Origin of the sequence: Streptomyces sp. NBC_00316 (genome assembly GCF_036158715.1) — a bacterium.
In the GTDB taxonomy this organism is placed as follows: Bacteria; Actinomycetota; Actinomycetes; order Streptomycetales; family Streptomycetaceae; genus Streptomyces.
This window is the reverse complement of record NZ_CP108023.1, coordinates 4,675,159-4,699,623: the sequence shown is the minus strand read 5'-3', so window position 1 is coordinate 4,699,623 and position 24,465 is coordinate 4,675,159. Positions and strand designations below refer to the sequence as shown.

Annotated in this window: 22 protein-coding genes and 1 tRNA gene; 18 read left to right on the top strand and 5 right to left on the bottom strand. The window is 69.4% G+C overall.

Features of this window, described 5'->3' with window-relative positions:
- The first annotated feature begins 1,432 nt into the window (after positions 1-1,432).
- Entirely contained in the window at positions 1,433-2,959 is a 1,527-nt protein-coding gene (locus OG878_RS20910) for an FAD-binding oxidoreductase (protein WP_328888196.1), read from the top strand.
- A 255-nt stretch (positions 2,960-3,214) separates the two neighbouring features.
- Here the strand turns inward: OG878_RS20910 and OG878_RS20905 are convergent, their stop codons facing one another.
- A complete protein-coding gene (locus OG878_RS20905) occupies positions 3,215-3,385 on the bottom strand; it encodes a hypothetical protein (RefSeq protein WP_266491527.1) in 171 nt (56 codons plus the stop codon).
- Positions 3,386-3,974: 589 nt separating this feature from the next.
- On the opposite strand from OG878_RS20905, the gene OG878_RS20900 reads away from it, so the two are divergent.
- From OG878_RS20900 to OG878_RS20865, 8 genes are all read left to right on the top strand, one after another.
- Positions 3,975-4,490, top strand: coding sequence for a hypothetical protein (locus OG878_RS20900; RefSeq protein ID WP_328888195.1), 516 nt, complete (start codon positions 3,975-3,977; stop codon positions 4,488-4,490).
- Positions 4,491-4,518: 28 nt separating this feature from the next.
- Positions 4,519-4,881 (top strand): hypothetical protein, encoded by a 363-nt coding sequence (locus tag OG878_RS20895; RefSeq protein ID WP_328888194.1) that lies wholly within the window; start codon positions 4,519-4,521, stop codon positions 4,879-4,881.
- Positions 4,882-5,353: 472 nt separating this feature from the next.
- A complete protein-coding gene (locus OG878_RS20890) occupies positions 5,354-8,116 on the top strand; it encodes a helix-turn-helix transcriptional regulator (protein WP_328888193.1) in 2,763 nt (920 codons plus the stop codon).
- Positions 8,117-8,501: 385 nt separating this feature from the next.
- Positions 8,502-9,929 (top strand): ATP-binding protein, encoded by a 1,428-nt coding sequence (locus OG878_RS20885; RefSeq protein WP_328888192.1) that lies wholly within the window; start codon positions 8,502-8,504, stop codon positions 9,927-9,929.
- 180 nt (positions 9,930-10,109) lie between these two features.
- Positions 10,110-10,691, top strand: coding sequence for a hypothetical protein (locus tag OG878_RS20880; RefSeq protein ID WP_328888191.1), 582 nt, complete (start codon positions 10,110-10,112; stop codon positions 10,689-10,691).
- A gap of 23 nt (positions 10,692-10,714) precedes the next feature.
- Entirely contained in the window at positions 10,715-12,103 is a 1,389-nt protein-coding gene (locus tag OG878_RS20875) for a peptidoglycan-binding protein (protein WP_328888190.1), read from the top strand.
- Between the two features lie 11 nt (positions 12,104-12,114).
- The gene (locus OG878_RS20870) at positions 12,115-12,825 is read left to right on the top strand and encodes an ABC transporter ATP-binding protein (protein WP_328888189.1); all 711 of its coding nucleotides are present in this window, start codon (positions 12,115-12,117) and stop codon (positions 12,823-12,825) included.
- Positions 12,822-14,033: an ABC transporter permease gene (locus OG878_RS20865; protein WP_328888188.1), complete on the top strand. Its 1,212-nt coding sequence runs from the start codon at positions 12,822-12,824 to the stop codon at positions 14,031-14,033. Before OG878_RS20870 ends, OG878_RS20865 begins: the two co-directional genes overlap by 4 nt.
- A 30-nt stretch (positions 14,034-14,063) precedes the next feature.
- Here the strand turns inward: OG878_RS20865 and OG878_RS20860 are convergent, their stop codons facing one another.
- Positions 14,064-15,692: a sensor histidine kinase gene (locus OG878_RS20860; protein ID WP_328888187.1), complete on the bottom strand. Its 1,629-nt coding sequence runs from the start codon at positions 15,690-15,692 to the stop codon at positions 14,064-14,066.
- The gene (locus tag OG878_RS20855) at positions 15,689-16,390 is read right to left on the bottom strand and encodes a response regulator transcription factor (RefSeq protein ID WP_328888186.1); all 702 of its coding nucleotides are present in this window, start codon (positions 16,388-16,390) and stop codon (positions 15,689-15,691) included. Before OG878_RS20855 ends, OG878_RS20860 begins: the two co-directional genes overlap by 4 nt.
- Before the next feature lie 475 nt (positions 16,391-16,865).
- On the opposite strand from OG878_RS20855, the gene OG878_RS20850 reads away from it, so the two are divergent.
- The 3 genes from OG878_RS20850 to OG878_RS20840 all read left to right on the top strand — a co-directional run bounded on the left by OG878_RS20850 (position 16,866) and on the right by OG878_RS20840 (position 18,964).
- Entirely contained in the window at positions 16,866-17,222 is a 357-nt protein-coding gene (locus OG878_RS20850; RefSeq protein ID WP_277327112.1) for an SH3 domain-containing protein, read from the top strand.
- Positions 17,223-17,849: 627 nt separating this feature from the next.
- Positions 17,850-18,248: a YciI family protein gene (locus OG878_RS20845; protein ID WP_328891317.1), complete on the top strand. Its 399-nt coding sequence runs from the start codon at positions 17,850-17,852 to the stop codon at positions 18,246-18,248.
- A gap of 101 nt (positions 18,249-18,349) precedes the next feature.
- Positions 18,350-18,964, top strand: coding sequence for an HhH-GPD-type base excision DNA repair protein (locus OG878_RS20840; protein WP_328888185.1), 615 nt, complete (start codon positions 18,350-18,352; stop codon positions 18,962-18,964).
- 69 nt (positions 18,965-19,033) lie between these two features.
- Here the strand turns inward: OG878_RS20840 and OG878_RS20835 are convergent, their stop codons facing one another.
- Positions 19,034-20,617 (bottom strand): helicase HerA-like domain-containing protein, encoded by a 1,584-nt coding sequence (locus OG878_RS20835; RefSeq protein ID WP_328888184.1) that lies wholly within the window; start codon positions 20,615-20,617, stop codon positions 19,034-19,036.
- A gap of 103 nt (positions 20,618-20,720) precedes the next feature.
- On the opposite strand from OG878_RS20835, the gene OG878_RS20830 reads away from it, so the two are divergent.
- Positions 20,721-21,017 carry a type II toxin-antitoxin system VapB family antitoxin gene (locus OG878_RS20830; protein WP_003955420.1) on the top strand — a complete coding sequence of 99 codons (297 nt, stop codon included), beginning with the start codon at positions 20,721-20,723 and terminating at the stop codon, positions 21,015-21,017.
- Positions 21,018-21,157: 140 nt separating this feature from the next.
- Positions 21,158-21,754: a LytR C-terminal domain-containing protein gene (locus tag OG878_RS20825; protein ID WP_328891316.1), complete on the top strand. Its 597-nt coding sequence runs from the start codon at positions 21,158-21,160 to the stop codon at positions 21,752-21,754.
- Between the two features lie 78 nt (positions 21,755-21,832).
- On the opposite strand, the gene upp is transcribed toward OG878_RS20825, so the two are convergent.
- A complete protein-coding gene (gene upp, locus OG878_RS20820; protein ID WP_277327116.1) occupies positions 21,833-22,468 on the bottom strand; it encodes a uracil phosphoribosyltransferase in 636 nt (211 codons plus the stop codon).
- 103 nt (positions 22,469-22,571) lie between these two features.
- Between upp and OG878_RS20815 the strand changes: the two genes are divergently transcribed.
- The 4 genes from OG878_RS20815 to OG878_RS20800 all read left to right on the top strand — a co-directional run bounded on the left by OG878_RS20815 (position 22,572) and on the right by OG878_RS20800 (position 24,288).
- The gene (locus tag OG878_RS20815) at positions 22,572-22,799 is read left to right on the top strand and encodes a hypothetical protein (RefSeq protein WP_277327117.1); all 228 of its coding nucleotides are present in this window, start codon (positions 22,572-22,574) and stop codon (positions 22,797-22,799) included.
- 201 nt (positions 22,800-23,000) lie between these two features.
- Entirely contained in the window at positions 23,001-23,567 is a 567-nt protein-coding gene (locus OG878_RS20810; RefSeq protein WP_328891315.1) for a tRNA adenosine deaminase-associated protein, read from the top strand.
- 105 nt (positions 23,568-23,672) lie between these two features.
- Positions 23,673-24,101 (top strand): tRNA adenosine(34) deaminase TadA, encoded by a 429-nt coding sequence (gene tadA / locus OG878_RS20805; protein ID WP_328888183.1) that lies wholly within the window; start codon positions 23,673-23,675, stop codon positions 24,099-24,101.
- 102 nt (positions 24,102-24,203) lie between these two features.
- Positions 24,204-24,288 (top strand) — tRNA-Ser (locus OG878_RS20800).
- The last annotated feature ends 177 nt before the right edge of the window (positions 24,289-24,465 follow it).

The following is a 24,465-nucleotide window of genomic DNA, read 5'->3' as shown; positions in this document are numbered from 1 at the left end:
ACCGAGAGTGTCAGAGGTGGCCACTAGAATTCGCCCCTTTTTTGAATGGGGTCTACGCGGATAGAGAAGAGCCGGAATCAAATCCTCCGATTTTATTGCCATGATCTTGTGCGGCATCGGAAAACTTTCCCCGATCCACAGCGTGGGCCAACTAAAGGCCCAGCTCAGGCGGCATGTTGTGGAATGTTCCTGCGCTTTGTCCACCGCGCTGTCCACTGGGTGGTACACAGGCAATCCAGACTTACACACAGTAATGGGATAGTTATCCACAAGGCCTGTGGATAACCAGATTGGCGACTGGCTGACTCACTGTCACTATTGCCGCTGAGGGATGGCGTGACCGCAAAAAGGCGGCCCCCGCTGGCACGGGAGCCGCCCCGACCTTGTCCCTAGCTTGAGAAAGGTCCTCCTATGACGGTACCCACGAACGCCGAAAGGCTGCGCCCTCCCGTCGTTCTCACCGACGAAGCGGGGACCCCTTCGCGCACCAGACTGATTCGTCGGCGGGGGCTCGTCGTGGCTGGCGTCTCTGTAATCGGACTTGTCGTAGTGGCCTTGGTGCTGGCGTTTCCCGGCCTTGCGGCACCTATAGGAACGGCTGCGGCGTCGTCGCCGCTGTCGTTCCGCTGATGCAGAGGATGGGGCGCGGCGGTGCATCCGGTGGCGGGTCGACACGCGAGCCGTAGCCGCTCTACCCGACCCGGGGCGGCACAAGCAGCGGCACCGGGTCGGCTTGTCCCTCCCACATAACTCTGATGATCGAAGGGATGGGTGCACCCATCGCGCCAGCCATCCTAAAGTCGTGAGCCTCGCCGGGAGGAAGCTCCAGAGCGTCGGGCCAATCCCCAATGAGGGCTGGGACGTCATTTGATAGGCGCACATTTTCCGCCGTCCCCGTGCCTTTGTTGATCAGCAGCCACTTGGCCTTGCTGGCGTGGTGGCCAGGAAAAACAGGCGGGCGGCCTGACATCAGCGGCCGACACCAACCCGCGTACACGTGCGCACAGCGGCACACCGTTCGCACGATGAGTCCCGCGAGTGACCAGCTGGGTTCTCCAGGCGGAGAGTCGTGATTACGGGGGCACGCCCACAAATTCTTATCAGAAAGGCGGTTCGTCGGGCCATTGCCAGATGCTGACCTGACTAGCAAGCTCGGCGAGTCCATCATCTTTGAGAGCACCCGCGTATTCTGACCGCTCGCACCAAGGGATAGCTTCGAGCATGACGCGGTGCATCCCAAACCGGTTATGACGGGATCCCGCTGAGTTACTCCTTCAGGCTGTCGTCATCGTCCTCAATTGGCGTGTCGGGAAACACCGCATGGTCGCCCCGTTACCGTGCGGGGGTCGACCACAAAGGACTGCCCGACGGCTGGCGGGTAAGGGCTCCCTCAGCCGCGTAGCGGCGTAGTCCGATCGAGAGGATCTGAACCTTGAGCGATTTTTCCCGCCGCTACCTACTCAGGGCGTCAGCGGCCGCCGGCGCCGGGGCGGTCGTCATCCCGGGCCTTACGGCCGCAGGCGCGCCGGACATTGCGGCCGCGAGCACCTCGGGCCTTCTGGCCGCGAGCGACCCGACTAAAGGGTCGTCGGGATGTCCGCCGGCGAAGCTGACCGGTCGCGTCGTCCGCCCCGGTGACGCCTCGTACACGGATGATCGCATCGACTACGACCAGCTGTTCTCTCACTACCCGCTGGTCATCGTCTTCGCCCAGAAGACCCAGGACGTGGTGAACGCCCTCACCTGGGCGCGGCAGCACAACGTCGCAGTGCGGGTACGCAGCGGCCGCCACGCCCTGGAGGGCTGGTCGAACATCGACAACGGCATCGTGATCGACGTCAGCGAGCTCAAGTCGGTCCACATCGACACCGACGCTCGTATCGCGACGGTCGGCGCCGGCCTGACCCAGTTGGAAGGGGTGACGGCGCTCGCCAAGCGCAATCTCGCGGTCACGACCGGAAGCGAGGGCAGCGTCGGCTTGGTCGGTGCGACGGTCGGCGGCGGACTCGGCCCCCTCAACCGCTGGCTCGGCATGGCCTGCGACAGCCTGATCGGGACCGAGGTCGTCGTCCCGTCGGGTCGCGACTGCGCCAAGGTGATCCATGCCGACCTGAACGACCACTCGGACCTGCTCTGGGCGCTCCGTGGGGCGGGAAACGGCAACTTCGGAATCGTCACGCAACTCACCTACAAGGTGCACCCGCTCAAGCGCATCGCCTATGTGCAGGCGACCTGGGACGGCCTAACGGACCTGCACGGCATCTTCGATGCATGGCAGCGCACGGTACCGTTCGCCGACAACCGCCTCGGATCCGAAGTCGAGATCCACAAGTCCCAGATCCTGCTGTTCGCGTGGCTCGCGGAGGGCACGGCGGCAGAGGCCAAAAAGTTGCTGGCCCCGATCCTGTCGATCGGCACGCCCGATGTGACGGTGCAGGTCGGTAACTGGGGCCCCATCTTTGCCGGAGCCCAGGTCCCGCGCTCGCAGGAGCCCGCCAACGCGAAGTTCTTCTCACAGTTCGCCAAGAAGCTGTTTTCGAAGAAGGCGATCGACGTCATCGGCTACTACATGCGACACGCCCCCACGAAGGACAGCAACTACTTCGTCGATGCCTTCGGCGGGGCCATCAAGAAGGAGCCCCGCGGCGGCACCGCGTTCGTGCACCGCGACGCGATCTTCTACGGCGAGATCGGCGCAGCCTGGGGGACTCCTTCGACGACACCAGGCGTCTGCGACCCGCTCACCTCGACGTGCCAGGCCTGGACCGCCGAATTCAGCCAGGCGATGCGCGGCTTCGTGGACGGCGCCTACGTCAACGTGCCGAACGTCGGCATGCAGGAGTGGGAGACCGCCTACTGGGGGAGACGCCACTTCGAGCGGCTGCGCGAGATCAAGGCGAAGTACGACCCCTACAACGTCTTCCAGTACGAGCAGAGCATCCCGCCCGCGTCACGCTGATCGACAGTTCGCCGTCGGGGCCCCGCCCCGGTCAGCTCGGCCTTTCACGCAGGAGGGACCGACGCAGTCGAAGGGGTGTCGTTAGCCTCGATCTTGCATGAGGGATCGTCAGCTTGCTGACGATCCCTTTGCTCGTTCGGAGTGAAGATTTCTGCTTGCGGGCAGGGCTGATGATCCTGCTGTCGTGCCGGCTGGGCGCCGGGTTCCACGGCTCCGGTTGTGATGGTGCTGGTAGCAGGGATGGGATGCTGCTGGTCAGCCAGGGTTGGGCAGAGCTTCGAGCCGGTCGAGGGCGATCTGGATGATCTCCAGCCAGATCTGGCTCTGCGGCGTGTCGTGCAGGGCAGGTTGCGCAGGCCGGTGGAACGGGCGGCGCGGATGCGGTCCTCGGCGCGGACGCGCGGTGCTGACATCAGCAGCTGACATCAACAAGCACGGACAGGTGCATAGTCACGGACGGTTACCTGAAGCAAGGTGCGACGTTGGCGCATTGGATGGCTTCTGCGACTTGATCGACTGCGACCTGCACGCGCCTACGGATCAGAAGGCCGTAGAGCACCACAATGACAGCGAACTTGGGCCAGCACCCACAGGACAAGGCCTCCTTGGCTACGTAGGTGACAACGGAGAGCATTTGTCGACAGATGTGGAGAGCGGCTGCTGAGCCCGAGGCGCCAAAATGTTGCCGAGTTTTGAGAGCGCCCGTGCGTCGTGTCGCCCTGAACACCTGCTCGCGGCGACGGGGGAAGCCCGAAATGGGGGATCGCGGGGCCGGGTGGGTTGGCTGTCAGTCCCCGACCCTAGAGTCCGATGCATGATCCGTCGCACCCCTGCCCGCCCCGTGGACGTGGAAAAGCTCTTCCCTGAGCTGGTGCCCTTCCGCCGTGAGTCCGTCCGCCTTCACCCGCGCGCCGGCTCTCCTTCCTGCTACGACAGTTCCGTTGGAGGGCCACTGCTGTGGCCTGTGGCAGAGCCATGGCCGGTCTGCATAGAGGAGCACTTCGACCCCGACACCGTGAGCGAGCTCCAGGCTGCCGTGCCCATGGTTCCCATCGTCCAGGTCCGCCAGGCCGACGCACCCGGAGTCCCCTTCCCAGAGGGAACCGACCTGCTGCAGGTGCTGTGGTGCCCTTATGCGCACGGCGAGTACTGCTACCCCCTCCCGCAGGTGCACTGGAGGGACTCTGGTGCCATCAAAGACATACTGCCGACTCCGGAGCCGGTGGAAGCCCTCCCGAAGGACTGGTATCCGGACCCGTGTGTGGTCCACCCGGAGCAGGTGACCGAGTACCCCAGCTGGGACCTTTCCCGGGACACGCATGACGCGTTGCAGGCCCGTTTCGAGGAGCTGAAGGCAACGACCGGCCTGTACTACTCGTATCACTTGGCTGAGGCGCCCGGGATCAAGCTGAGCGGCTACCCCGGCTGGACACAGGAACCTGGTGGATCAGCGCGCGATACGGGGCGCATTCGGGCGTTCCGGCAACGCAGCGAGGTGCCACGGCTGTCGTCGTGCGCCCGCCAGGGATGACGGGACAGCCTTGAGGATGGGGAACCGGGTGGGAATTCGCAGTTGGTGGCGCAGTCGCAAGGCGAACGCTCAGATTGATTGGATCGCCGATGCGGTGAACTCCGGGCGGGCTCTGATGGCCGACGCGACCGCGCTTGAGACATCCGGGGCCCGCCAGGGGATTGCCGGTGTCGCGGAGGTCTGCGACGACCACGTCCATTTCAAGTCGAACTCGGACCTCAAGGCCGGGGCCAGTGGCTGGCGCATCTCTCGATCCGAGATCGCCGGCGTGACAGGCGGTGACGAACCGGGTGAGTTGGTGATCACCTTCCGCACGCCAGGACGTTTCCGAGCCATCGTGGTGACACCTTTGGTGCATGCGGACAAGTGGCGGTCCCTGACCACCGGTTGAGACTCAGGACGCGCAGACGCTCTACCGGACGGAAAGACCCCTGACCGCCCCCGGCGACCGGGCGCGGCGGCTGCCTGCCTACTGGCCGAGGTAGACGTTCGGTGAGAGCCACGTCGGGCGGGGCAGGCCGAAGTGCTCTTCGAGCATCAGCTCCGGATGCTGCGCGACGGTGCGTCCTCGCCGGCGCATACGTGGTGGGTGACGCTGCGGAGCCGCCGGCGCGGCCGTCGCCGGCGAACGTCAAGGACACTGCGCGAGTTCGGCCGACGGTCAGCCACGGCCGACAGTCTTCGCCCCCCGTCACACACCGACGATCCCCCTTGGTGACCATGCCGCTACCAGCAGTTGGCATGGCCTCTGCCGGGCTCCGGCGGTGACTTTCCGGCTGATTGTCCGGACCGCGCCACTGGTGCATGATGGGGCCGATTCGAGTTGATCAGGGTCTGACCCCATTGACCTGCGGAAGTGGTGGATGTCGAACAGCGCTCCTCAGCGCGTGCTGCGTGGCCGGCGCGGCGAGTGCGGGACGCTGGATCAGGTGGTCGCCGACGCAAGGGCGGGTCGGAGCCAGGTACTGGTGCTGCGTGGCGAAGCCGGGATCGGCAAGTCCGCGTTGGTGGAGTACCTCGCGGGGAACGCGGCGGGATGCCAGATCCTGCGGGCTGTCGGCGTCGAGTCCGAGATGGAGCTGGCGTTCGCCGGTCTGCACCAGCTCTGCATACCGATGATGGGGCACCTCGACCGCCTTCCCGAACCACAACGCGACGCCTTGGCAGTCGCGTTCGGCCTGAGTGCGGGGAGCGCGCCGGACCGTTTCATGGTCGGGCTGGCGGTGCTCAGCCTGCTGGCCGAGGCGGCGGAGGAGCAGCCGCTCGTCTGCGTCGTGGACGATGCCCAGTGGCTCGATCGGGTCTCCGCGCAAACGCTGGCCTTCGTCGCGCGCCGACTGTTCGCGGAGCGGGTGGCGCTGGTGTTCGCGGTGCGCACGGCGGCACTTGCTCCGGGTGATGCAGCGCTGGCGGGGCTGCCGGAGCTCGTGGTCCGGGGTCTGCGCGACGACGATGCGCGCGCGCTTCTGGACTCGGTGGTCCCCGGACGGCTGGACGAGCGTGTCCGGGACCGGGTCGTCGCCGAGACCCGCGGCAACCCGCTGGCTCTGCTGGAATTGACACGAGGGTTGACTGCGGCAGAGCTGGCCGGCGGGTTCGGGCGTCCGGACGCGCGCCCGCTGGCGAGTCAGATCGAGCAGAGTTTCCTGCGGCGCATAGGGTCGCTTCCGGATGCCGCGCAACGACTGCTGCTGGCGGCGGCCGCCGAGCCGGTGGGGGACCTGCCGTTGCTGAGGCGGGTGGCCGAGCGGCTTGACATCGGGGCGGACGCCGCGGGACTGGCCGAGGCGGCGGGGCTGATCGAGTTCGGTGCACGCGTGCGGTTCCATCATCCGCTGGTGCGCTCGGCGGCCTATCGCGCGGCCGACCCCGGAGTGCGCCGGGACGTGCATCGCGCGCTGGCCGAAGCGACCGATCCCGATTTCGACTCGGATCGCCAAGCCTGGCATCGCGCCCACGCGGCGGTCGAACCCGACGAGGCCCTGGCGGGCGAGCTGGAGCGATCGGCCGGCCGGGCCCAGGCCCGCGGCGGTATCGCGGCGGCGGCCGCGTTCCTGAGACGTGCGACCGAGCTGACGCCCGATCCGGCCAGACGTGGGAAGAGGGCCGTGGCCGCGGCGCAGGTCACCTTCGAGGCCGGGACCCCCGATGCGGCGCTCGAACTCCTCGCCGCCGCGGAGATGGGCCCGTTGGATGAGGTCCAGCACGCGCGGCTGACCCGGCTCCGTGCCCAGATCGTCTTCGCGCGCAGGCGCGGCGGTGAGGCTCTGCCGTTGCTGCTCGACGCGGCCGGCCGGCTGGAACGGGCCGACGAGGGACAGGCGCGTGAGGCGTACCTCGATGCAATCGGAGCAGCGGTCTTCGCCGGTCGCCTCAGCGGACCTATCGGAGTGCGGGAGGTTGCCGAGGCCGCCCTCGCCGCACCGCGCGGACCACAGCCTCCGCGACCGGCGGACGTACTCCTCGATGGCCTGGCGACGTGGTTCGCCGAGGGCTGCGTCGAGGGTGCGGCGCTGCTCAAACCCGCGCTGCTGGAGTTCCAGCGAGCCGCCGGACGCAACGAGGACGACGTCGTGCGCTGGCTCTGGCTCACCTGGCTGATCGCCGGCGACATGTGGGACGACGAGACGTGGCATGTGCTGACCACCCACGCGGTCCGGGCGGCTCGCGAGACCGGCGCACTCAATTTTCTTCCCCTGGCTCTCACCTACCGCGCCGGCGTGCACGTGCACGCCGGCGAGTTCGACCTTGCCTCGGCGTTGGTCGACGAGTCCGACACCATCACGGAGGTGACCGGCAACTCGCCCCTCGCGTACCCCTCGCTTCTGCTCCTGGCCTGGCGTGGCGAGGACACCAGGGCGCCGGAGGTGATCCAGTCCGCCGTCCAGGACGCGACCTCTTGGGGCGAGGGGCGGGCGATCGGTCTGGCCAGTTACCTGCTCGCGGTGCTGTACAACGGCCTCGGCCGGTACCAGGAAGCCGTGGCCAGCGCCCAGCAGGCGGGGGAGCACGAGGATCTGGCGGTCGTCGGGTTCTCCCTCGTCGAACTCATCGAGGCGAGCGCTCGCAGTGATGCCCCCGAAGTGGCCGCTGAGGCCCTGCGCCGGCTCGAGGAACGAGCCGGCGCCGGCGGCACGGACTGGGCCCTCGGCGTTCTGGCCCGGTCGAGAGCGCTGCTCTGCGACGGTCAGGCCGCCGACCTGCTGTACCGCGAGGCCATCGAGCACCTCGAGCGCAGCCGGATCGCCGTCCACCTCGCCCGCACCCACCTGGTGTACGGCGAGTGGCTCCGCCGCGAGAACCGGCGCCTCGACGCGCGCGAGCACCTGCGCACCGCCTACGAGATGCTGCAGGGTTTCGGAGCAAGCGCCTTCGCCGAACGTGCCCGTCGCGAACTCCTGGCCACCGGCGAGTCGGTACGGCAACGCGCGGTCGAAGAACACGAGGCCCTCACCGCGCAGGAAGCCCAGATCGCCCGACTGGCCGCCGACGGAAAGACGAACCCCGAAATCGGCGCCGAGTTGTTCATCAGCCCTCGCACCGTCGAATGGCACCTGCACAAGGTGTTCACCAAGCTCGACGTCAACTCGCGGAACAAGCTGCGCGGAGCGCTGGGCCGCACCTGATCGTCGAGAATCCCCTCGACGAGCTCGCCCGCGGTGGACACCTCGCGCGTGAGAGAGCCGGTCTCATCCGGGATCGGGGGCAGCCCCTCGCGCCCGATCGGCCCGGGCCCGGGCAGTACCCCACCGACCTCAGGCCGACCAGTGGACCCGTCGTGATCACTTGGCCGGAGCCCGTCCCACCGTCCCGGGCATCGACGCGGCACCCGCCGACCAGGTGCCGGCGATCGTCGGAACAGGTCCGCACGGCCACTGGCCGGCCGTCGGGCCCCGGCGCCTGGAGACCGGCCCTGCGGCTCGCCGGGCCGGGGCACAGATACCGCACCCGAGGATAGTATCGGGAGAGATAGTATCTCCATTGAGACTATTGACTCCCGGAAGGTCTGCCATGCGCCGTTTCATCGGACGGGACCGGGAGCTGAACGTGCTCCGCAACGCCTTCCGGGAAGTCGGCGAGGCCGCCGGTTCCGCGAACCCCGGTCAGTGCATCCTCATGCGGGGAAGGCGGCGGGTCGGCAAGTCCAGCCTCGTCGAGGAGTTCCTCCGGCGCACCGAGGCGCCGTATCTCTTCTTCACCGCGGCCGGCGGCTCGGCGGAGGACGAACTGACCGAGCTGCTCGACGCCGTCGCCACCTCCACACTTCCCGATCGAGGACTGTTCGCCGAGGAGGCCCCGGGGCAGTGGAACGCGGCGTTCAGGCTGCTCGCCGAGGTCCTGCCCGATGACCGCCCGAGCGTGGTCGTCATCGATGAGGTCCCGTATCTCATGAACCGCATCGACGCCTTCGAGGGCATGCTGCAGCGGGCATGGGACCGGTTGCTCAGCCGCAAGCCCGTGCTTCTCCTCCTGGTCGGTTCCGACCTCTCGATGATGGAGGCGCTGGACAGCTACGACCGCCCGTTCCACCAGCGGGGGCGCGAGATGGTCGTAGGGCCGCTGAACCCGGCGGACATCGGCGAGATGCTCGGTCTGCCGCCGGCGGCCGCCCTCGACGCCGCTCTGGTCACCGGCGGACTGCCGCTGATCTGCGCGGAGTGGCGGGCCGGGGCGACCGTCTGGGAGTTTCTCCGCGCATCGCTGGACAACCCGCTCTCGGCGCTGCTGGTCTCCGCCGAACGCTCACTGGCCGCAGAGTTTCCGCCCCAGGCGATGAGCCGCGAAGTACTGCGGGCCATCGGAACGGGAGAGCGCACCTTCACCAACATCGCGCGCGCCGCCGGAGGCATCGCCCACACCACCCTCACCAGAGCGACGGACGTCCTGATCGAGAAGCGAGTGGTGGCGGCCGAACTCCCGCTCTCGCTGCGGCCGTCCAAGGAGCGCCGCTACCGGGTGGCGGACCCGTACCTGCGGTTCTGGCTGGCCTTTCTGGATCCGCACATGGCGGAGATCGAACGGATGCGCGGCGACCTCACGCTGAGCCGGATCAAGGAGCGGTGGACGAGCTGGCGGGGCCGCGCCGTCGAGCCGCTCATCCGTGATTCCCTCGCCCGTCTGCTGCCGGACGACGCCCTGCCTGCCGCCCCGGCGATCGGTGGCTACTGGACCCGCAGCAACGACGTCGAGATCGACCTGGTGGGCGCCGACCGGCAGCCGGTGGCCAAGCGGTTGCTCTTTCTCGGCTCGGTCAAGTGGCTGGAGAATTCCACGTTCGACGGCCACGACCTGGCGGCGCTGCAGAAGCACCGGGCAGCGATCACGGACGGCCCCGTGCCGCTCGTGGCGGTCTCCCGCAACGGGGTCAGCTGTTCCGGGCTCCACGCGTCGTACGGGCCGGAGGAACTGCTCGGGGCGTGGCGCAGCGCCTCGGCGTGACCCCCTGGGTTCCGGTGGTTGCTGTTCCGGTTGCGTTCCCCTCCGTCGGGAGCGGCACGCATCGTGCATGACGGTTCTTGATGGCTTCTTCATAGGTCCTTCATAGGGGCGGTCCTACATTCGGCACCGGCCGCCCACCACGGGGCCGGCCGGCGGCACAGGTGTGAGGAGCCCATGAGGATGAGTTCGCGTCGGCGGTTCGGGGGCCGGATGGTGCTGGCTGCGACGGCGTCGGTGATGGCGTTGGCCGTCACCGGCTGCGGAGGAGGCGATGACGGGGGCGACGGAGTCGCGTCCGCGGGGGGCGACAAGACCGGCGCCCAGGCTTCCAGGAGCAGTTCGAGCGAGCTGGCCGAGTATGTCGAGGCACAGCGCAAGTGGGTCACGTGTCTGCGTGACGAGGGGCTCGACGCCCCTGATCCGGATTCCAAGGGCAAGGTCGACCTCGGCGACCGGTCCAAGTGGAAGCGCGACCCGAAGGCCCTCAGGGCGCAGGAGAAGTGCTCGGATCTCAGCGTGCCGGTACCGGAGAGCGTCGAGAAGGCACAGCAGCCGGAACTCACCGCGGGTGAGATCCGGAAGAACCAGCAGTACGCGCAGTGCATGCAGGAACACGGGGCGCCCGACTTCCCCGACGCCGGGGCGGACGGCCACTTCCGGGACGTCACATGGGATTCGACATCGGCGGGTGCCAAGCGGGCCACGCGCTCCTGCGCGTCGATCATCGGCATCCCGGACGACGCGCCCACGCCCAAGGGCTGACGGGGCGAGAAACCGTGGACGTCATGAAGGATGCGGGCCGGGAGCGCGCAGCGGGCGACGACGGGGCGGACGACCGTGCCGGTGGCAGGAGAACCGGAAGGCGCGGACGGGGGCCCCTCCTCATAGCGGCCGGCTTTCTTCTGGTCGCCGTGGTCAGCACGGTCGGAGCCCTGGGGCTCGGTGGAGGCGGCACCGACGACGGTGCGGCGCCGGGCAGAAGCAGCCATGTGGTCCCCGTGACCCGGGAGACGCTGACCGAGCAGACCGAGGTCGACGGACGGCTGGGGCATGGTCCGGAAGTCCCGTTCCAGATCAAGGCAGAGGGAACACTGACCTGGCTGCCGACGACAGGCAGCACGGTACGGCGTGGAGGGAAGGTGCTGCGGGTCGACGACCGCCCGGTGATCCTCCTCTACGGAAGTCTGCCCATGTATCGCGACCTGGGCGTGACAGAGGCGGAGCCTCAGGACGCGGCCACGGGCAGCGGCGGCGACGGGCCGGACGGCGGCACCGGAACCGCCAAGCGCGGTGACGCAGACGGCGGTTCCGCGAGCGGCAGCTCTGCGGGCGGCGGCTCTGCGAACGCCGACGGCGCCGGGGCGGTTCGAGCTGCCGGAGCGCCGCGGCAGCCGGCACCGCTGCACGGCATGGACGTCAAACAGTTCGAGAGCAACCTCAGCGCCCTCGGCTACTCGGGCTTCACCGTGGACGAGTCGTACACCGTGCTGACGGCCGATGCGGTCAAGCGCTGGCAGAAGGACCTCGACCTGCCGCAGACGGGCGAGGTCGATGCCGGCGACATCGTCTACGCGCCCGGCCCCGTCCGGATCGCGGGCACCGACGCGCTGGTCGGAGCCGACGCCTCCGGCAACCCGCTCACGTACACCAGCACATCGCGCATGGTCACCGTGAACGTCCCTGCCACGGACACGAACTGGGCCCAGCGGGGCAGCGAGGTCGCGGTGGACCTTCCGGACGGGCGTTCGGTCAAGGGCGAGATCGCGCGCGTGGGCAAGGACGCGTCCTCGTCCGGCGCCTCTGGCGGCGGGGACACCGCGGGCAAGAGCGGCGAGGACGGTGGTGACAGCGCGGACGGCACCGCGGCCACCGTGTCCGTGGTGATCACCTTCGCCGACCAGGACTCGCTGGGCAGGCTGGAGAGCGGCCCGGTCACGGTCCGCCATGTGGTCAAGCAGCGCAAGGGGGTGCTGACCGTTCCGGTCGCCGCCCTGGTGGCTCTGGCCGAGGGCGGTTACGGCCTGGAACTCGCCGCGCAGGACGGGGGCGGTGGCGGCGCGGACAGCGGGGCCGGCCGCTTCGTGCCCGCGAGGACCGGTCTGTACGCGGGAGGCAAGGTCGAGGTGAGCGGCCCTCGGGTCCACGAAGGCATGAAGGTGAGGATCCCCGAGTGATCTCGCCCGGCATGCCCGATACCCCCGTCGTCGCGTTCTCCGCGGTGTCGAAGACCTACCCCGGACGCGTCACCGCCGTCAGCGGGGTCGACCTGGCCATCCGGTACGGAGAACTTGCCTGTGTCGTCGGCCCTTCCGGCTCGGGCAAGTCGACGATGCTGCATCTGATGGGAACCCTGGACAGGCCGTCCGGCGGCCGGATCGCCATCGACGGTCACGAGATCGCCGAGCTGTCCGACCGCGAGGTCTCCGCGCTGCGGGCACAGCGGATCGGCTTTGTCTTCCAGCAGTTCCACCTGGCCGTGGGAGTACCCGTGCTGGACACGGTCGCCGACGGCCTGCTGTACGCGGGTGTGCCCCTGCGGGAACGCCGGCGCAGAGCCGCACAGGCACTGACCCGAGTGGGACTCGATCACCGGCTCGGCCACCTCCCCCATCAGCTCTCCGGGGGCGAACGGCAACGGGCCGCGGTCGCCCGCGCAGTCATCGGCGAACCGGCGCTGCTGCTCGCGGACGAACCCACCGGCAACCTCGACTCAGCCTCCGGCGCGGCGGTTCTGGAGCTGCTGCGGGAGTTGCATGCGGCCGGCACCACGGTGGTGGTCATCACGCACGACCGGGAGATGGCCGAGGTGTTCGACCGGAAGGTGGAGATGCGCGACGGCCGGATCGTGGCCGACAGCGGCCTCCCCGCGGCGCCCTGCAGCGGAGTCCGGAGATGAGGCGCAGGCGCCGGGCAGCCGCACTGCGTCCTGCCCGGCTGAGCCCCGCCGACATCATCCGCCTCGGCGGCACCGGGCTGCGGACCAGGCCGCTGCGTGTGTTCCTGTCCGCGCTGGGCATCGCGATCGGTGTGGCCGCGATGGTCGCCGTCGTCGGCATCTCCAGCTCCAGCCGGGCCGAGGTCGACCGCCGGCTCGACCGGCTGGGCACCAACATGCTGCGCGTCGCCCCGGGCCAGACCCCCGACGGCGGGACGACCCGCCTCCCCGAGGAGGCGGTGCCCATGATCGGGCGTATCGGTCCGGTGCAGCAGGTGGCAGCGACCGGCACGGTCAAGGGCGCCGCGGTCTACCGCAACGAGCATCTGCCTGTCGGGCGGACCAGCAGCGTCGAGGTCGCCGCAGCCGGCTCGCACCTGCTGCCGACGATCGGCGGAAAGGTGCGCACCGGCCGGTGGCTCGAGTCGGCCACCGAGGAGTACCCGGCCGTGGTGCTGGGCGCCCAGGCGGCCCGGCGACTCGACGTCTACACCCCGGGGACGCGGCTGTGGCTGGGCGGGAAGTGGTTCTCCCTGGTCGGGGTGCTCGAACCGATGCCGCTGGCCCCGGAGGTGGACAGTTCGGCACTGGTCGGCTGGCAGGCCGCCGAGACGTATCTGGGCTTCGACGGCCACCCGTCCACCGTCTACGTGCGTGCCAGGGACGACCAGGTGGCGGCGGTGCGGGACGTGCTCGCGGCGACGGCGAACCCCGAGAAGCCGAGCGGCGTGCTGGTCTCCCGGCCGTCCGACGCCCTGGCCGCGCGGGAGGCCACGGAGTCGGCGCTGACCGGGCTGCTGCTCGGCCTCGGCGGGGTCGCGCTCCTGGTGGGCGGGGTCGGCGTGGGCAACACCATGGTCATCTCGGTGCTCGAACGCCGCCCCGAGATCGGCCTGCGCAGGGCCCTCGGCGCCACCAGCGGCCAGATCCGGGGCCAGTTCGTCTCGGAGTCACTGCTGTTGTCCGCGCTGGGCGGGCTCGGCGGCACGGTCCTCGGCACGGCCATCACCGCCGGGTACGCATACGTACGGGGATGGCCGACGGAGGTACCGGCGTGGGCGGCTGCTGCCGGGATCGCCGTCACGCTCCTGATCGGGGCGGTCGCCGGGCTCTACCCGGCGGTACGGGCCGGGCGCCTGGCGCCCACACAGGCCCTCGCGGGTTCCTGACCCGAGCGCGGTCCCGCCGGCCGGACCGGGTCAGTGGCCGGCCGCCGGAACCGTGGAGAGCACGACGGTGAAGGTCGTCCCGACACCCACCGTGCTCTCCACGTCGATCGTCCCCCGGTGATCGGTCACGATCTGCCGGGCGATGGAAAGCCCCAGGCCACTGCCGCCGGTGGCGCGGCCCCGGGCCGCATCCGCCCGCCAGAAGCGGTCGAAGAGGTGCGGCAGATGCTCGGCCGGTATCCCCTTCCCGGTGTCCCGCACCTGAAGGATCGCCGACTCGCCGCGCCGGACCAGAGCCAGCGTCACGGTGCCACCCGGCGGGGTGGCCCGCAGCGCGTTGCCGATGAGATTGCCGACGACCTGACGCAGCCGGTCCGTATCGGCGTCCACGTACACCCGCCGCGGCCCCTCCAGCTCCAGGCACACACCGGCTGCTTCGGCCTGGGCCCGGTGGGCGGTGCGACACGTGTCGAGGACGTCGAGCAGATCGACGACCGCGTGGTGGTAGGTGAGCGCACCGGCCTCGGCCAGCGCCAGATCCTGCAGATCGTCCACGATCCGCTGCTGCAGCATCGCCTCCTCGTGGAGGGAGTCGAGCAGTTCGGGGGTCGGCTCGACGAACCCGTCCTGCAGCGCCTCCAGATACCCGCGCAGATTGGCCAGCGGGGTACGGAGCTCATGTGCGATGTCGCCGATGAGACGGCGCTGACGCTCCTCGCCGGTCCGGACGGAGTCGGCCATCCTGTTGAAGGCACGCCCGAGTTCGGCGATCTCGTCGCGACCCGAGGCGGGGACCCGCCGCTCCAGGTCCCCTTCCCCCAGCCCCCGGGCGGCCAGGGTCAGGGCTCGCACCGGGCGCAGCACGGCCCTGCTCAGGAGCAGCCCGCCGAGGATGACGGCAAGGCCGACCCCCACCGCGACAGCCACCGTGGGCGCGGCAGCCAACGTGGCCGGCGATTCGTCCCGTACGCCGAGGCGCACCTGGAGGCGCGGCGGTGCGACGGACGCCGTCCGCTCGTCGAAAACACGCTGCAGACATGCGGCGAGACGCGGGTCGGACACGCACTTCGAGGCGGCGTCGTGATCCTGGGCGGCGCCCGGATCCGCATCGCCGGCCGGCTCCTTGCACTGCGGTGGACGGCGGTCCGTACTGATCCGGGGGATTCCGAAGCTGTTCGGCCGGGCCGTCATCCTGACGCCCGCCCGGGTCAGGCAGGTCTGGTACGCCGCCACGGCACGGTACTCACCGATCGCGGTCACGGTGAGTTTGACCGAGGCCAGCGGCACCTTCCCCTGGGGGAACCGCAGTTCGGGACGCGGGTCGACGGGGACCGGGGGCCGGCTGCTCACCGCGCGGGGCTCGCGGCCCGCGAGGGCGTCGGAATCGGCCAGCAGTACGTCGGACTCCGTGGTGACCCGGATGCGTTGTCCGGTGTCCCTCTCCAGCTCCGCGACTGTCGGCGAGACGCCTTCCCAGGTGCCGTGCGCGAACCCGTACGCATGGAGCTCGCCGGTGATCCGGGACACCTCCTGCCGCCCCGCGCGGTCGGACTCGCGTACTTGGCTGGTCACCTGGCGCAGAGTCAGCCAGGCCGTTGCCGCCGTGGCGGCCATCGCGACCAGCATCAGCAGGCCGATGACCCGAAACCGCAGGCTCACCGCGTCTCCCCGGAGCCGCCCGCCAGCCGGTAGCCCCGCCCGTAGACGGTCTCCACGTACCGGGCGCCTTCACAGCCCTTCTCCAGCTTCCGCCGCAGATTCATCACATGGGCATCGACCGTGCGCTCCAGGACGTTCTGGTCGAACCCGAAGACCCGGTCGATGATCTGCGCCCTGGTGAACACCCGCCCCGGCTCCCCCGCAAGCACGGTCAGGATCGCGAACTCCTTGCCGGTCAGCACCACCGGCGCCCCTGCCACTCGCACTTCGAAGCGGGCGGTGTCCACCTCCAGATCCCCGACCGCGAGCACAGCGGACTCGTCACCCCCGGCCGACTTCGCCCTCCGCAGCAGCGCCCTGACCCGAGCCGTCAGCTCCCTCGGGCTGTACGGCTTGGTCATGTAGTCGTCGGCCCCGAGGTCGAGCCCGAGGAGCATGTCCTCCTCCGTGGTCCGCGCGGTGAGCAGCAGGATGGGCACCTGGGATTCGGCGCGCAGGATGCGGCACACGTCGAGACCGTCGACGTTCGGCATCATCACGTCGAGCACGATGAGATCGGGCCGGGTGGATCTGGCCCGGTCGACCGCCGAACGGCCGTCGGCGACGACCTGGACCTCGTTCCCCTCCCGCTCCAGATAGATCCTGATCAGTCGCGCCTGTTTCACGTCATCTTCGGCGACCAGTATGCGAGCACTCAACGGGACTCCTCCGGCTGGAATTTCACAGAGTACCTGGTCAATGGTCGGAACGAATGAGCAATGCTCAAACCCCAATTCGGAATTAAATCTTCCACGGATGAACCGGAAATGATGTGGCCGATTCCGCATAAAAAATGGCCGAAGCCGACCCTCGAGCCACTCCCTCACAGGCCGAATTCGGCCAGGGAGCCGTCGCCGCCGGAAGCGGAAACCGAGGGCTGCCGCACACATACCTTTCGGACCATTCGAAGGGGGCCCGCGCCCCTCTCCCCTGTCCTGTTTTCGCCCTGCGATCTTTCGGCCTCGCTGGAATCAAAAATGGCCATCTGCGGGCGGAATCCTTTCTTCAGAATTCCCGGTTCGAAATCGTACAAGCGCCACTCGCATCCCCGGTGATGCAGCGGTCGCTGCCTCCTTTCCAGGAGCACCTGTCACACGGGAGCAGCGAAAACAGAAGTCAACGATGGGGGATCCAATGAAGCGTCGAATCGCAGTCGTCCTGCCCGCACTCGTGGCGGTGGCCGCGAGTATTCCGATCGCGCTCTCCACCACCCCGGCAGTGGCGTCCGCCGCCTGCGGCAAGACCGTCGCCGACAAGGACAGCAGCGCCTGGAACGCCACGGCGGGCGGGGCCAACGAGCGCAGCGGTTCCAGCACCGGCTGTGCGATCAACGGAATCGCGTACTCCGGGCACAAGCTGGACTACCACTGCTACACGGTGGCCGGCGACTACACCTGGACGTACCTCAGGAACGACAGCACGGGTACCTACGGGTGGGTCCGCGACGACCTCCTGAGCGACTACGGGAGCCTGGTGTACTGCGGCTTCTGACCCTCCCGCAGAGTCCGGGTCCTCACTGCGGGGAACGGGCTCCGGGCAGGCCGGCCGAGCCGGTGACACGTCGGGGGCGGTCTCGCCGAGGCCGCCCCTCCGCACCCCCGGCTCCTTGCATTCCCCTTGCACGGGAGGGCGGGGAGCCGGGCTGCCGGGTGCACCGTCCCCACAGAACCCACCCTCCTGATGTTTCATCAATTCCTTTTGGAAAAGGGAGCATCGGGGATTGGCGCCGTCGCACCGCTGTGACAGTTTCCGCATCGATTCCGCAGCAGACGACTGGCACTCTTCTCCCCTCACACAGCGCAGTCCAGGGGGGTACAGAGTCGTGCCTGCACGCAGCCGTCTCGCCGCCATTGCCGCGACAACCCTGATCACCACCAACAGCGCGCTGCTCCTCACCGCCTGCGATCCGTCGAGTTCCGCGGACGCCGCGTCGAGCACCGCTCCGAACACGTCGTCCCCGGGCACATCCGCTCCGGCCGGGACGGGTGGTGGCACACCGGCCGGCAACGGGATGAACGGCACGTCGGAGGCGAACCGGCTGACCATCAGCAACGGTTCGAACACCGTCCTGATGAACAGCACTTCCGTCGACTTCGGTACCGCGGTACGGGATCTCGCCTGGTCCCCCGACGGCTCCAGGGCCGCTTTCGTCGACGGCCACGGCGCACTGCGTCCGCGCACGGTCCGGCCTGGAGCGAGAAAGACCTTCAGGCGATGTTCGCCTTCATGGGAGCGGTCGACGACCTCGCCGAGACCGGTGAGTTCGTCGACGGACACGGCCTGGCCGAGCCCGCGCGCACCCGCTTCGTGCATGTGGGCGACGACGACCGCCCGGTGATCGCCGACGGCCCGTACGGGGAGACCCAGGAACTGCTCGCCGGGTTCCGGGTGCTCGGCTGCGACAACCTGGAGCGGGTCACGGAGATCGCGGCGCGCATGCGGTGCCCGGCGCCCGACGGCGCCCCCGTCCACCCCGTCGTCATCCGGCCGGTCCTCGACGGCGGAGGCGATGTGTGAGCCCCGGCGGGCCGCCTTCGGGTACCGCTTCAGTCACAGGATGCGCGCGTCGGCTGCGTCCTTACTCGCCGTCGCCCGCCCATGTCGCGATGATCGAAGACATGACACAGAGCAACGGGAGCACGGCCCACACCTTGCAGATCGCCCAGCAGCCGGAAGCGGACGAGCTCCTCGGCCGCAGCCCGCTGGCGGCCATGATCGGCATGCTGCTGGACCAGCAGGTTCCGATGGAGTGGGCCTTCTCCGGCCCGTTCACCCTGGCACAGCGGATGGGTTCCGACGACCTGGACGCCCACGAGATCGCCGCCTACGACCCCGAGGCGTTCACCCAGCTCTTCACCGCCAAACCCGCTCTGCACCGCTATCCGGGCTCCATGGCCAAACGGGTGCAGCAGCTCTGCCAGTTCCTGGTCGCGGAGTACGACGGAGACGCCGACGCGGTGTGGAGCGATGCCGGGACCGGCGCCGAGCTGCTGAAGCGGCTGAAGGCGCTGCCGGGGTTCGGCACCCAGAAGGCACAGATCTTCCTGGCGCTGCTTGGCAAGCAGTTGGGCGTCCGGCCGACCGGCTGGCGGGCGGCGGCAGGCCCGTACGGGGAGGCGGGGTCGCACCGGTCGGTCGCCGACATCACCGGCCCCGACTCACTCGCCAGGGTCCGCGCATACAAGCAGGAGGCGAAGGCCGCGGCGAAGGCGGCGGCCGCAAAGAAGAGCTGAGCCCCGGACGGCCCACCGCCGTCGCCGCGTGCGGATCGGTAGGGGTGGGGCCGGGCAGCGGCCCCACCCCTACCGCCGGCGGCGTGCCGTGCCGAAGAGCGATCGCGAGATCTCCCGCCCCAGCTGCGTCCCGACCGACCGCGCCAGCGACCGGAACATCCCGCTCCCCACCACCTGTTCCACCAGCGAGGCATCGTCCTCGGGCTGCCTGGGCGTCTTCTTCGCCGCCCTGCCCGCCGCGTCCGCCTTGCCCGCCGCCTCCGCCGCGGCCCGCTGCCCGGCCTCGTGCTCGGCGGTGAGCTTCTCGTACGCCGACTCCCGGTCCACCGCCTCGGCGTAACGTCCGTACAGTGGCGAGCCCTTCACCGCCGAGGCCAGTTCCGTCGCGGCGAGCGGACCCATCAGTGACTGCGGCGACCGCAGTCGGGTCGCGGCGACCGGTGTGGGCGCGCCGTTCTCGCTCAGTACGGTGATCACCGCCTCGCCGATACCCAGCCCGGTCAGCAGCTCGTCCAGGTCGTACGGCGAGTTCGGGAACGTCTTCACCGTCGCCCGCAACGCCTTCGCGTCGTCCGGGGTGAACGCCCGCAGCGCGTGCTGCACCCGGTTGCCGAGCTGCGCCAGCACGTCCCCGGGTACGTCGCGCGGCGTCTGCGTGACGAAGAAGATGCCCACGCCCTTGGAACGGATCAGCCGCACGGTCTGGGTGATCGCGTCCAGGAACGCCTTCGACGCCCCGTCGAAGAGCAGATGCGCCTCGTCGAAGAAGAACACCAGCTTCGGCCGGTCCAGGTCGCCGACCTCCGGCAGATCGTGGAAGAGATCCGCGAGCAGCCACATCAGGAACGTAGAGAAGAGCTGCGGCTTGTCCTGCACGGCCGCCAGTTCCAGCACGGCGACCAGCCCCCGCCCGTCCGGTGCCTGCCGCAGCAGCTCCGCCGTGTCGAACTCCGGCTCGCCGAAGAAGTTGCCCGCCCCTTGCTGCTCGAAGACGGTGAGCGATCGCAGGATCACCCCGGCCGTGGCCGTGGAGAGCCCACCGATCCCCTTCAGCTCGGGCTTGCCCGTGTCCGAGACGAGAAACGCGACGACGGCCCGCAGATCCTTCAGATCCACCAACTCCAGACCCTTGGCGTCGGCGTAGTGGAAGATCAGGCCGAGCGACTGCTCCTGCGTCCGGTTCAGCTGGAGCACCTTGGAGAGCAGGACGGGCCCGAAGCTGGTGACGGTCGCCCGCAGCGGAATGCCGGGGCCGATGCCGCCGAGCGCATAGAACTCGCACGGGAAGCCCTTGGCCTCCCAGCTCTGCCCGACCTGCCCGGCCCGCTCGGTGACCTTGCCGCCCGGCTCGCCGGGAGCGGCGATGCCGGACACATCTCCCTTGATGTCGGCGAGGAAGACCGGCACACCGTTCGCCGACAGCTGTTCGGCGATCAGCTGGAGGGTCTTCGTCTTGCCGGTGCCGGTGGCGCCCGCGACGAGCCCGTGCCGGTTGAGCATCCCCAGCGGGACCCGGATCTGCGCACCCGGCAGACATGCGCCGTCCCAGAGCAGCGCACCCAGACCGAGGGCGGCGCCGTCGACGGCATACCCGTCGGCGATCTCCTGGGCGGGCTGCGGCAGCGCCCCGGCGGCTTCTCCGACGTCACTCATCACGGCCCCTGTTCCGGAATGCCTGCTTTTATGGCGCTCCGACAAGCATCGCAGTACCGCTCCATGGCTGCGCCCGGAGGCCCTTGGCCGGTAGGCTTTCCGTGTGATCTTCAAGCGCATCGGAAATGGGCGGCCTTATCCCGACCACGGCCGGGAAAGCACCCGGCAGTGGGCGGATGTCGCGCCGCGCCCGGTCCGCCTCGACCAGCTGGTGACGACCAAGGGGCAGCTGGATCTCGAAACGCTCCTGGCCGAGGACTCGACGTTCTACGGGGACCTGTTCGCCCACGTCGTGAAGTGGCAGGGCGACCTCTACCTGGAGGACGGGCTGCACCGCGCGGTCCGTGCGGCGCTCCAGCAGCGTCAGGTTCTGCACGCCCGCGTGCTCGAACTCGGCTGACGTCCGGCGCGCGCCGGACGGTTTTTCGGGTGCTTTCGAGTGCTTTCACACTCGGACGGGCGCCATCCATTGATCATTTAGTACGCATCTTCACCAGGTCGCATTACGCTGCGCCCATGAGCATGCTGACTCCCCCCGGCATGGGTGGAAAGTACCGCATCACGGGCGACAAGTACCCCCGCATGCGCCGCCCTCGGCGCCGCCGGCAACTGGTCCTGGCTTCCCTTGCCTCCGTGGTGGCCCTCGGGCTGGCCGGATGGGGGACGCTGCAGCTCATCGACGTGTTCACGGGCGGTGACGGAAACGCCGGCGCCGCCGGCCGCGGGGCCTCGTGCTCCTCCGCCAAGCCGTCCGCGCCCGCGAAGGCGCTGCCGAAGCCGGGCGGGATCACGGTCAACGTCTACAACGCGACACCGCGCGGCGGGCTCGCGAAGGCCGCGGCCGACGAGCTGAAGAAGCGCGGCTTCCGTATCGGCAAGGTGGGCAACGCCACGGCCGCGTACGACAAGAAGGTTCCCGGGCCCGCGGTACTGGTGGGCGCGCCGATGGCCATGAACGGCTCGTTCCCGGTCCTGGGTACGCAGTTGGCGGGCGCCACGCCGAAGACCGACGCGCGCAAGACGGCGGACGTCGATCTGATCATCGGTACGGCGTTCAAGAAGTTCAACACACCGAAGGCCGCCGCGGCGGCCCTGGCCGTACTGAACAAGCCGGCCCCCGCGCCTTCCTGCGGGTGACACCGCAGGAAGGGCACGAGGGCCGCGCCGGACCGTGACGCCTGACGGGCCCTGACGGGTCCTAGTGCTGTGACAGCACTAGTCGACGGTGCCGTACATGCGGTCGCCCGCGTCGCCGAGGCCCGGCACGATGTAGCCGTTCTCGTTGAGCCGCTCGTCGACCGAGGCGGTGACCACGGTGACCGGTGCACCGGCCAGCTCGCGCTCCATCACCTCGACGCCCTCGGGCGCCGCGAGCAGCACGACGGCGGTGACATCGTCCGCACCGCGCTTGATCAGCTCCCGGATGGCCGCGACCAGCGTGCCACCGGTGGCGAGCATCGGGTCCAGGACGTACACCTGGCGGCCCGAGAGGTCGTCAGGCATCCGCGTGGCGTAGGTCTCCGCCTTGAGCGTCTCCTCGTTGCGGATCATGCCCAGGAAGCCGACCTCGGCGGTCGGCAGCAGCCGCACCATGCCGTCGAGCATGCCGAGACCGGCCCGCAGGATCGGCACGACCAGCGGTCGCGGGTACGACAGCTTCACGCCGGTGGTCGGCGTCACCGGGGTCTCGATGTCGACCTGCTCGGTGCGCACGTCCCGGGTGGCCTCGTACGCGAGCAGGGTGACCAGCTCGTCGGCGAGCCGCCGGAAGGTCGGGGAGTCGGTGCGCTTGTCGCGCAGGGTGGTGAGCTTGTGCGCGACCAGCGGGTGGTCGACGACGTGGATCCGCATGGGCTCAACAGTAGCGGGGGTCTCCGCACCTGTGCGCTGGCATCAACCGCCCGTTCGGAGGGAAGGTGGGGGCATACGGACCCAGCCTGGGGGTGATGTGCCGATGCCGCACGGGGAGCAGCAGAATCGGGACCAGTCGGTTCCGCAGGCCACGCAGGGCCCACGGGACACGCTGGACGCGCCCGAGACGGACACGGAGCGACGCAGGCGCCGCGCCCAGTTTCTGCGCGAGCTCCATGAGGCGAAGGCACTGCGCGACCGGGTGCAGCCACGCCGGGCCCGGGCCGCCCGAATGCGCCAAGCCATGCGGATGCGGACCTTCCGCTGGTAGCCGCCCAAACCCGCCGGACAGCCCCGCCGGACGGCCCCGCCGAAGCGGTGTCCTCGACAACTGATGGCCGACGCAACGGTCGAACTACTCTCGCGAACGCTTCCTTTCTGCCACGATTCCGATGGGCGGGACACAGGGCAGCCGGATCACCGACTGGCCTCCCGCCGGACCGACACCCCTATGACCAGTGGGAGAGTCACGGTGTACTTCGCCGCACTGCTCGCGCGCACCGAAGACGGGTGGGAAGCGAGCGACACGGAGCTCGACGATGTGGAGACCCTGTCCGATCTGACGGATCTGGCCCGTGAGGCCTCGGTGGACGAGGACACGGTGCTCGTCTTCATCGAACAGGAGGACGCCTGGTTCGGCGTCATCCGGGTGGACGGTGAGGAGGACCCCCGTATCTACGTCTCGGACGCGTCCGCCGCCGCCCGCTCCTCGTACGGGGAGATCCTGCTCACCGATGAACTGCTCGGCCGCGAACCCGGGGCCGAGGACTCGATTGCCGCCCTCGAAGAGCTCGTCGGCCTCGACGGTACGGAGGACGACGAGCCGGACCAGACCACCGACAACAACGACACCGACCTCGATGACAACGACGACGACGGGCTCGACGCCGACGCCGTACCGGCAGGTCCCGTCGGCGACACCGGGATCCTGTCCGACCTCGGGCTCCCCGAGAAGGAGCTGCTGCTCCTGCGGACGGACGCACTGGCGGAGATCGCGGACGCGCTGGGAGCGGCCGAGGTCCTGGAAACCGTCCGTTAGGGTCCGCGGGTGACCGAACGACCGGGCCCGCACCGACCGCCAGAACCGCACGATCCGACGGGTGAACCACCGCACGACCCTGTGCGGGACCCGTGGCGGGCGCCCATGCGCCACGCCCTGGACGAGGCAGCGCACGCGGCGCGGGCCGGCGACGTGCCGGTCGGCGCCGTCGTTCTCGGTCCGGGCGGCGACCTGCTCGCCACAGGGCACAACGAACGCGAGGCGACCGGCGACCCGACCGCGCACGCCGAGATCGTCGCCCTGCGCCGGGCCTCCGCGGCCCTCGGCGCATGGCGGCTTTCCGGGTGCACGCTGGTGGTCACCCTGGAGCCGTGCACGATGTGCGCGGGTGCGCTCGTGCAGTCCCGGGTGGCCCGTGTGGTCTACGGGGCACGGGACGAGAAGGCGGGCGCGGCCGGCTCGCTCTGGGACGTCGTACGGGACCGGCGGCTCAACCACCGCCCCGAAGTCATCCACGGAGTCCTGGAGGAGGACTGCTCCGCCCAGCTGACGGCCTTCTTCCGCGACCGCTGACCCGGCCCGGGGGCGCCGCCGCTGCACGGTCCGGGGGCCGGCTCGGTGCGTCACGGGGAATCGGATTTCGACCCACGGCCCCGATGGTCTAAGCTCTCTCTCGGTAGCGTGTCCGAGCGGCCGAAGGAGCTCGCCTCGAAAGCGAGTGTGGGGAAACTCACCGAGGGTTCAAATCCCTCCGCTACCGCTTCGGAAGACCGCCTCTGATCCTGCGAAAGCAGGTCGGGGGCGGTCTTTTGTTCCCCACGCCAGGTCCGCTCCTGTTTCGCCGATGCGCTCCCTGTCCGAGGTGCATGAGCGTCATCCACTGGTCGCGGATCGACGCGGTGCACTTCGGCCGCGGCCTGGACGACACCCGCCGGAT

Bases quoted from the DNA above. Each gene is read 5' to 3' on its own strand.
- OG878_RS20835 (WP_328888184.1), bottom strand. From the start codon at position 20,617: ATGAGTGACGTCGGAGAAGCCGCCGGGGCGCTGCCGCAGCCCGCCCAG.
- tadA (WP_328888183.1), top strand. From the start codon at position 23,673: ATGCGCCACGCCCTGGACGAGGCAGCGCACGCGGCGCGGGCCGGCGAC.
- OG878_RS20825 (WP_328891316.1), top strand. From the start codon at position 21,158: ATGGGTGGAAAGTACCGCATCACGGGCGACAAGTACCCCCGCATGCGC.
- upp (WP_277327116.1), bottom strand. From the start codon at position 22,468: ATGCGGATCCACGTCGTCGACCACCCGCTGGTCGCGCACAAGCTCACC.
- OG878_RS20840 (WP_328888185.1), top strand. From the start codon at position 18,350: ATGACACAGAGCAACGGGAGCACGGCCCACACCTTGCAGATCGCCCAG.
- OG878_RS20865 (WP_328888188.1), top strand. From the start codon at position 12,822: ATGAGGCGCAGGCGCCGGGCAGCCGCACTGCGTCCTGCCCGGCTGAGC.
- OG878_RS20890 (WP_328888193.1), top strand. From the start codon at position 5,354: ATGTCGAACAGCGCTCCTCAGCGCGTGCTGCGTGGCCGGCGCGGCGAG.
- OG878_RS20870 (WP_328888189.1), top strand. From the start codon at position 12,115: ATGCCCGATACCCCCGTCGTCGCGTTCTCCGCGGTGTCGAAGACCTAC.
- OG878_RS20815 (WP_277327117.1), top strand. From the start codon at position 22,572: ATGCCGCACGGGGAGCAGCAGAATCGGGACCAGTCGGTTCCGCAGGCC.
- OG878_RS20885 (WP_328888192.1), top strand. From the start codon at position 8,502: ATGCGCCGTTTCATCGGACGGGACCGGGAGCTGAACGTGCTCCGCAAC.
- OG878_RS20850 (WP_277327112.1), top strand. From the start codon at position 16,866: ATGAAGCGTCGAATCGCAGTCGTCCTGCCCGCACTCGTGGCGGTGGCC.
- OG878_RS20880 (WP_328888191.1), top strand. From the start codon at position 10,110: ATGAGTTCGCGTCGGCGGTTCGGGGGCCGGATGGTGCTGGCTGCGACG.
- OG878_RS20905 (WP_266491527.1), bottom strand. From the start codon at position 3,385: ATGTCAGCTGCTGATGTCAGCACCGCGCGTCCGCGCCGAGGACCGCAT.
- OG878_RS20875 (WP_328888190.1), top strand. From the start codon at position 10,715: ATGAAGGATGCGGGCCGGGAGCGCGCAGCGGGCGACGACGGGGCGGAC.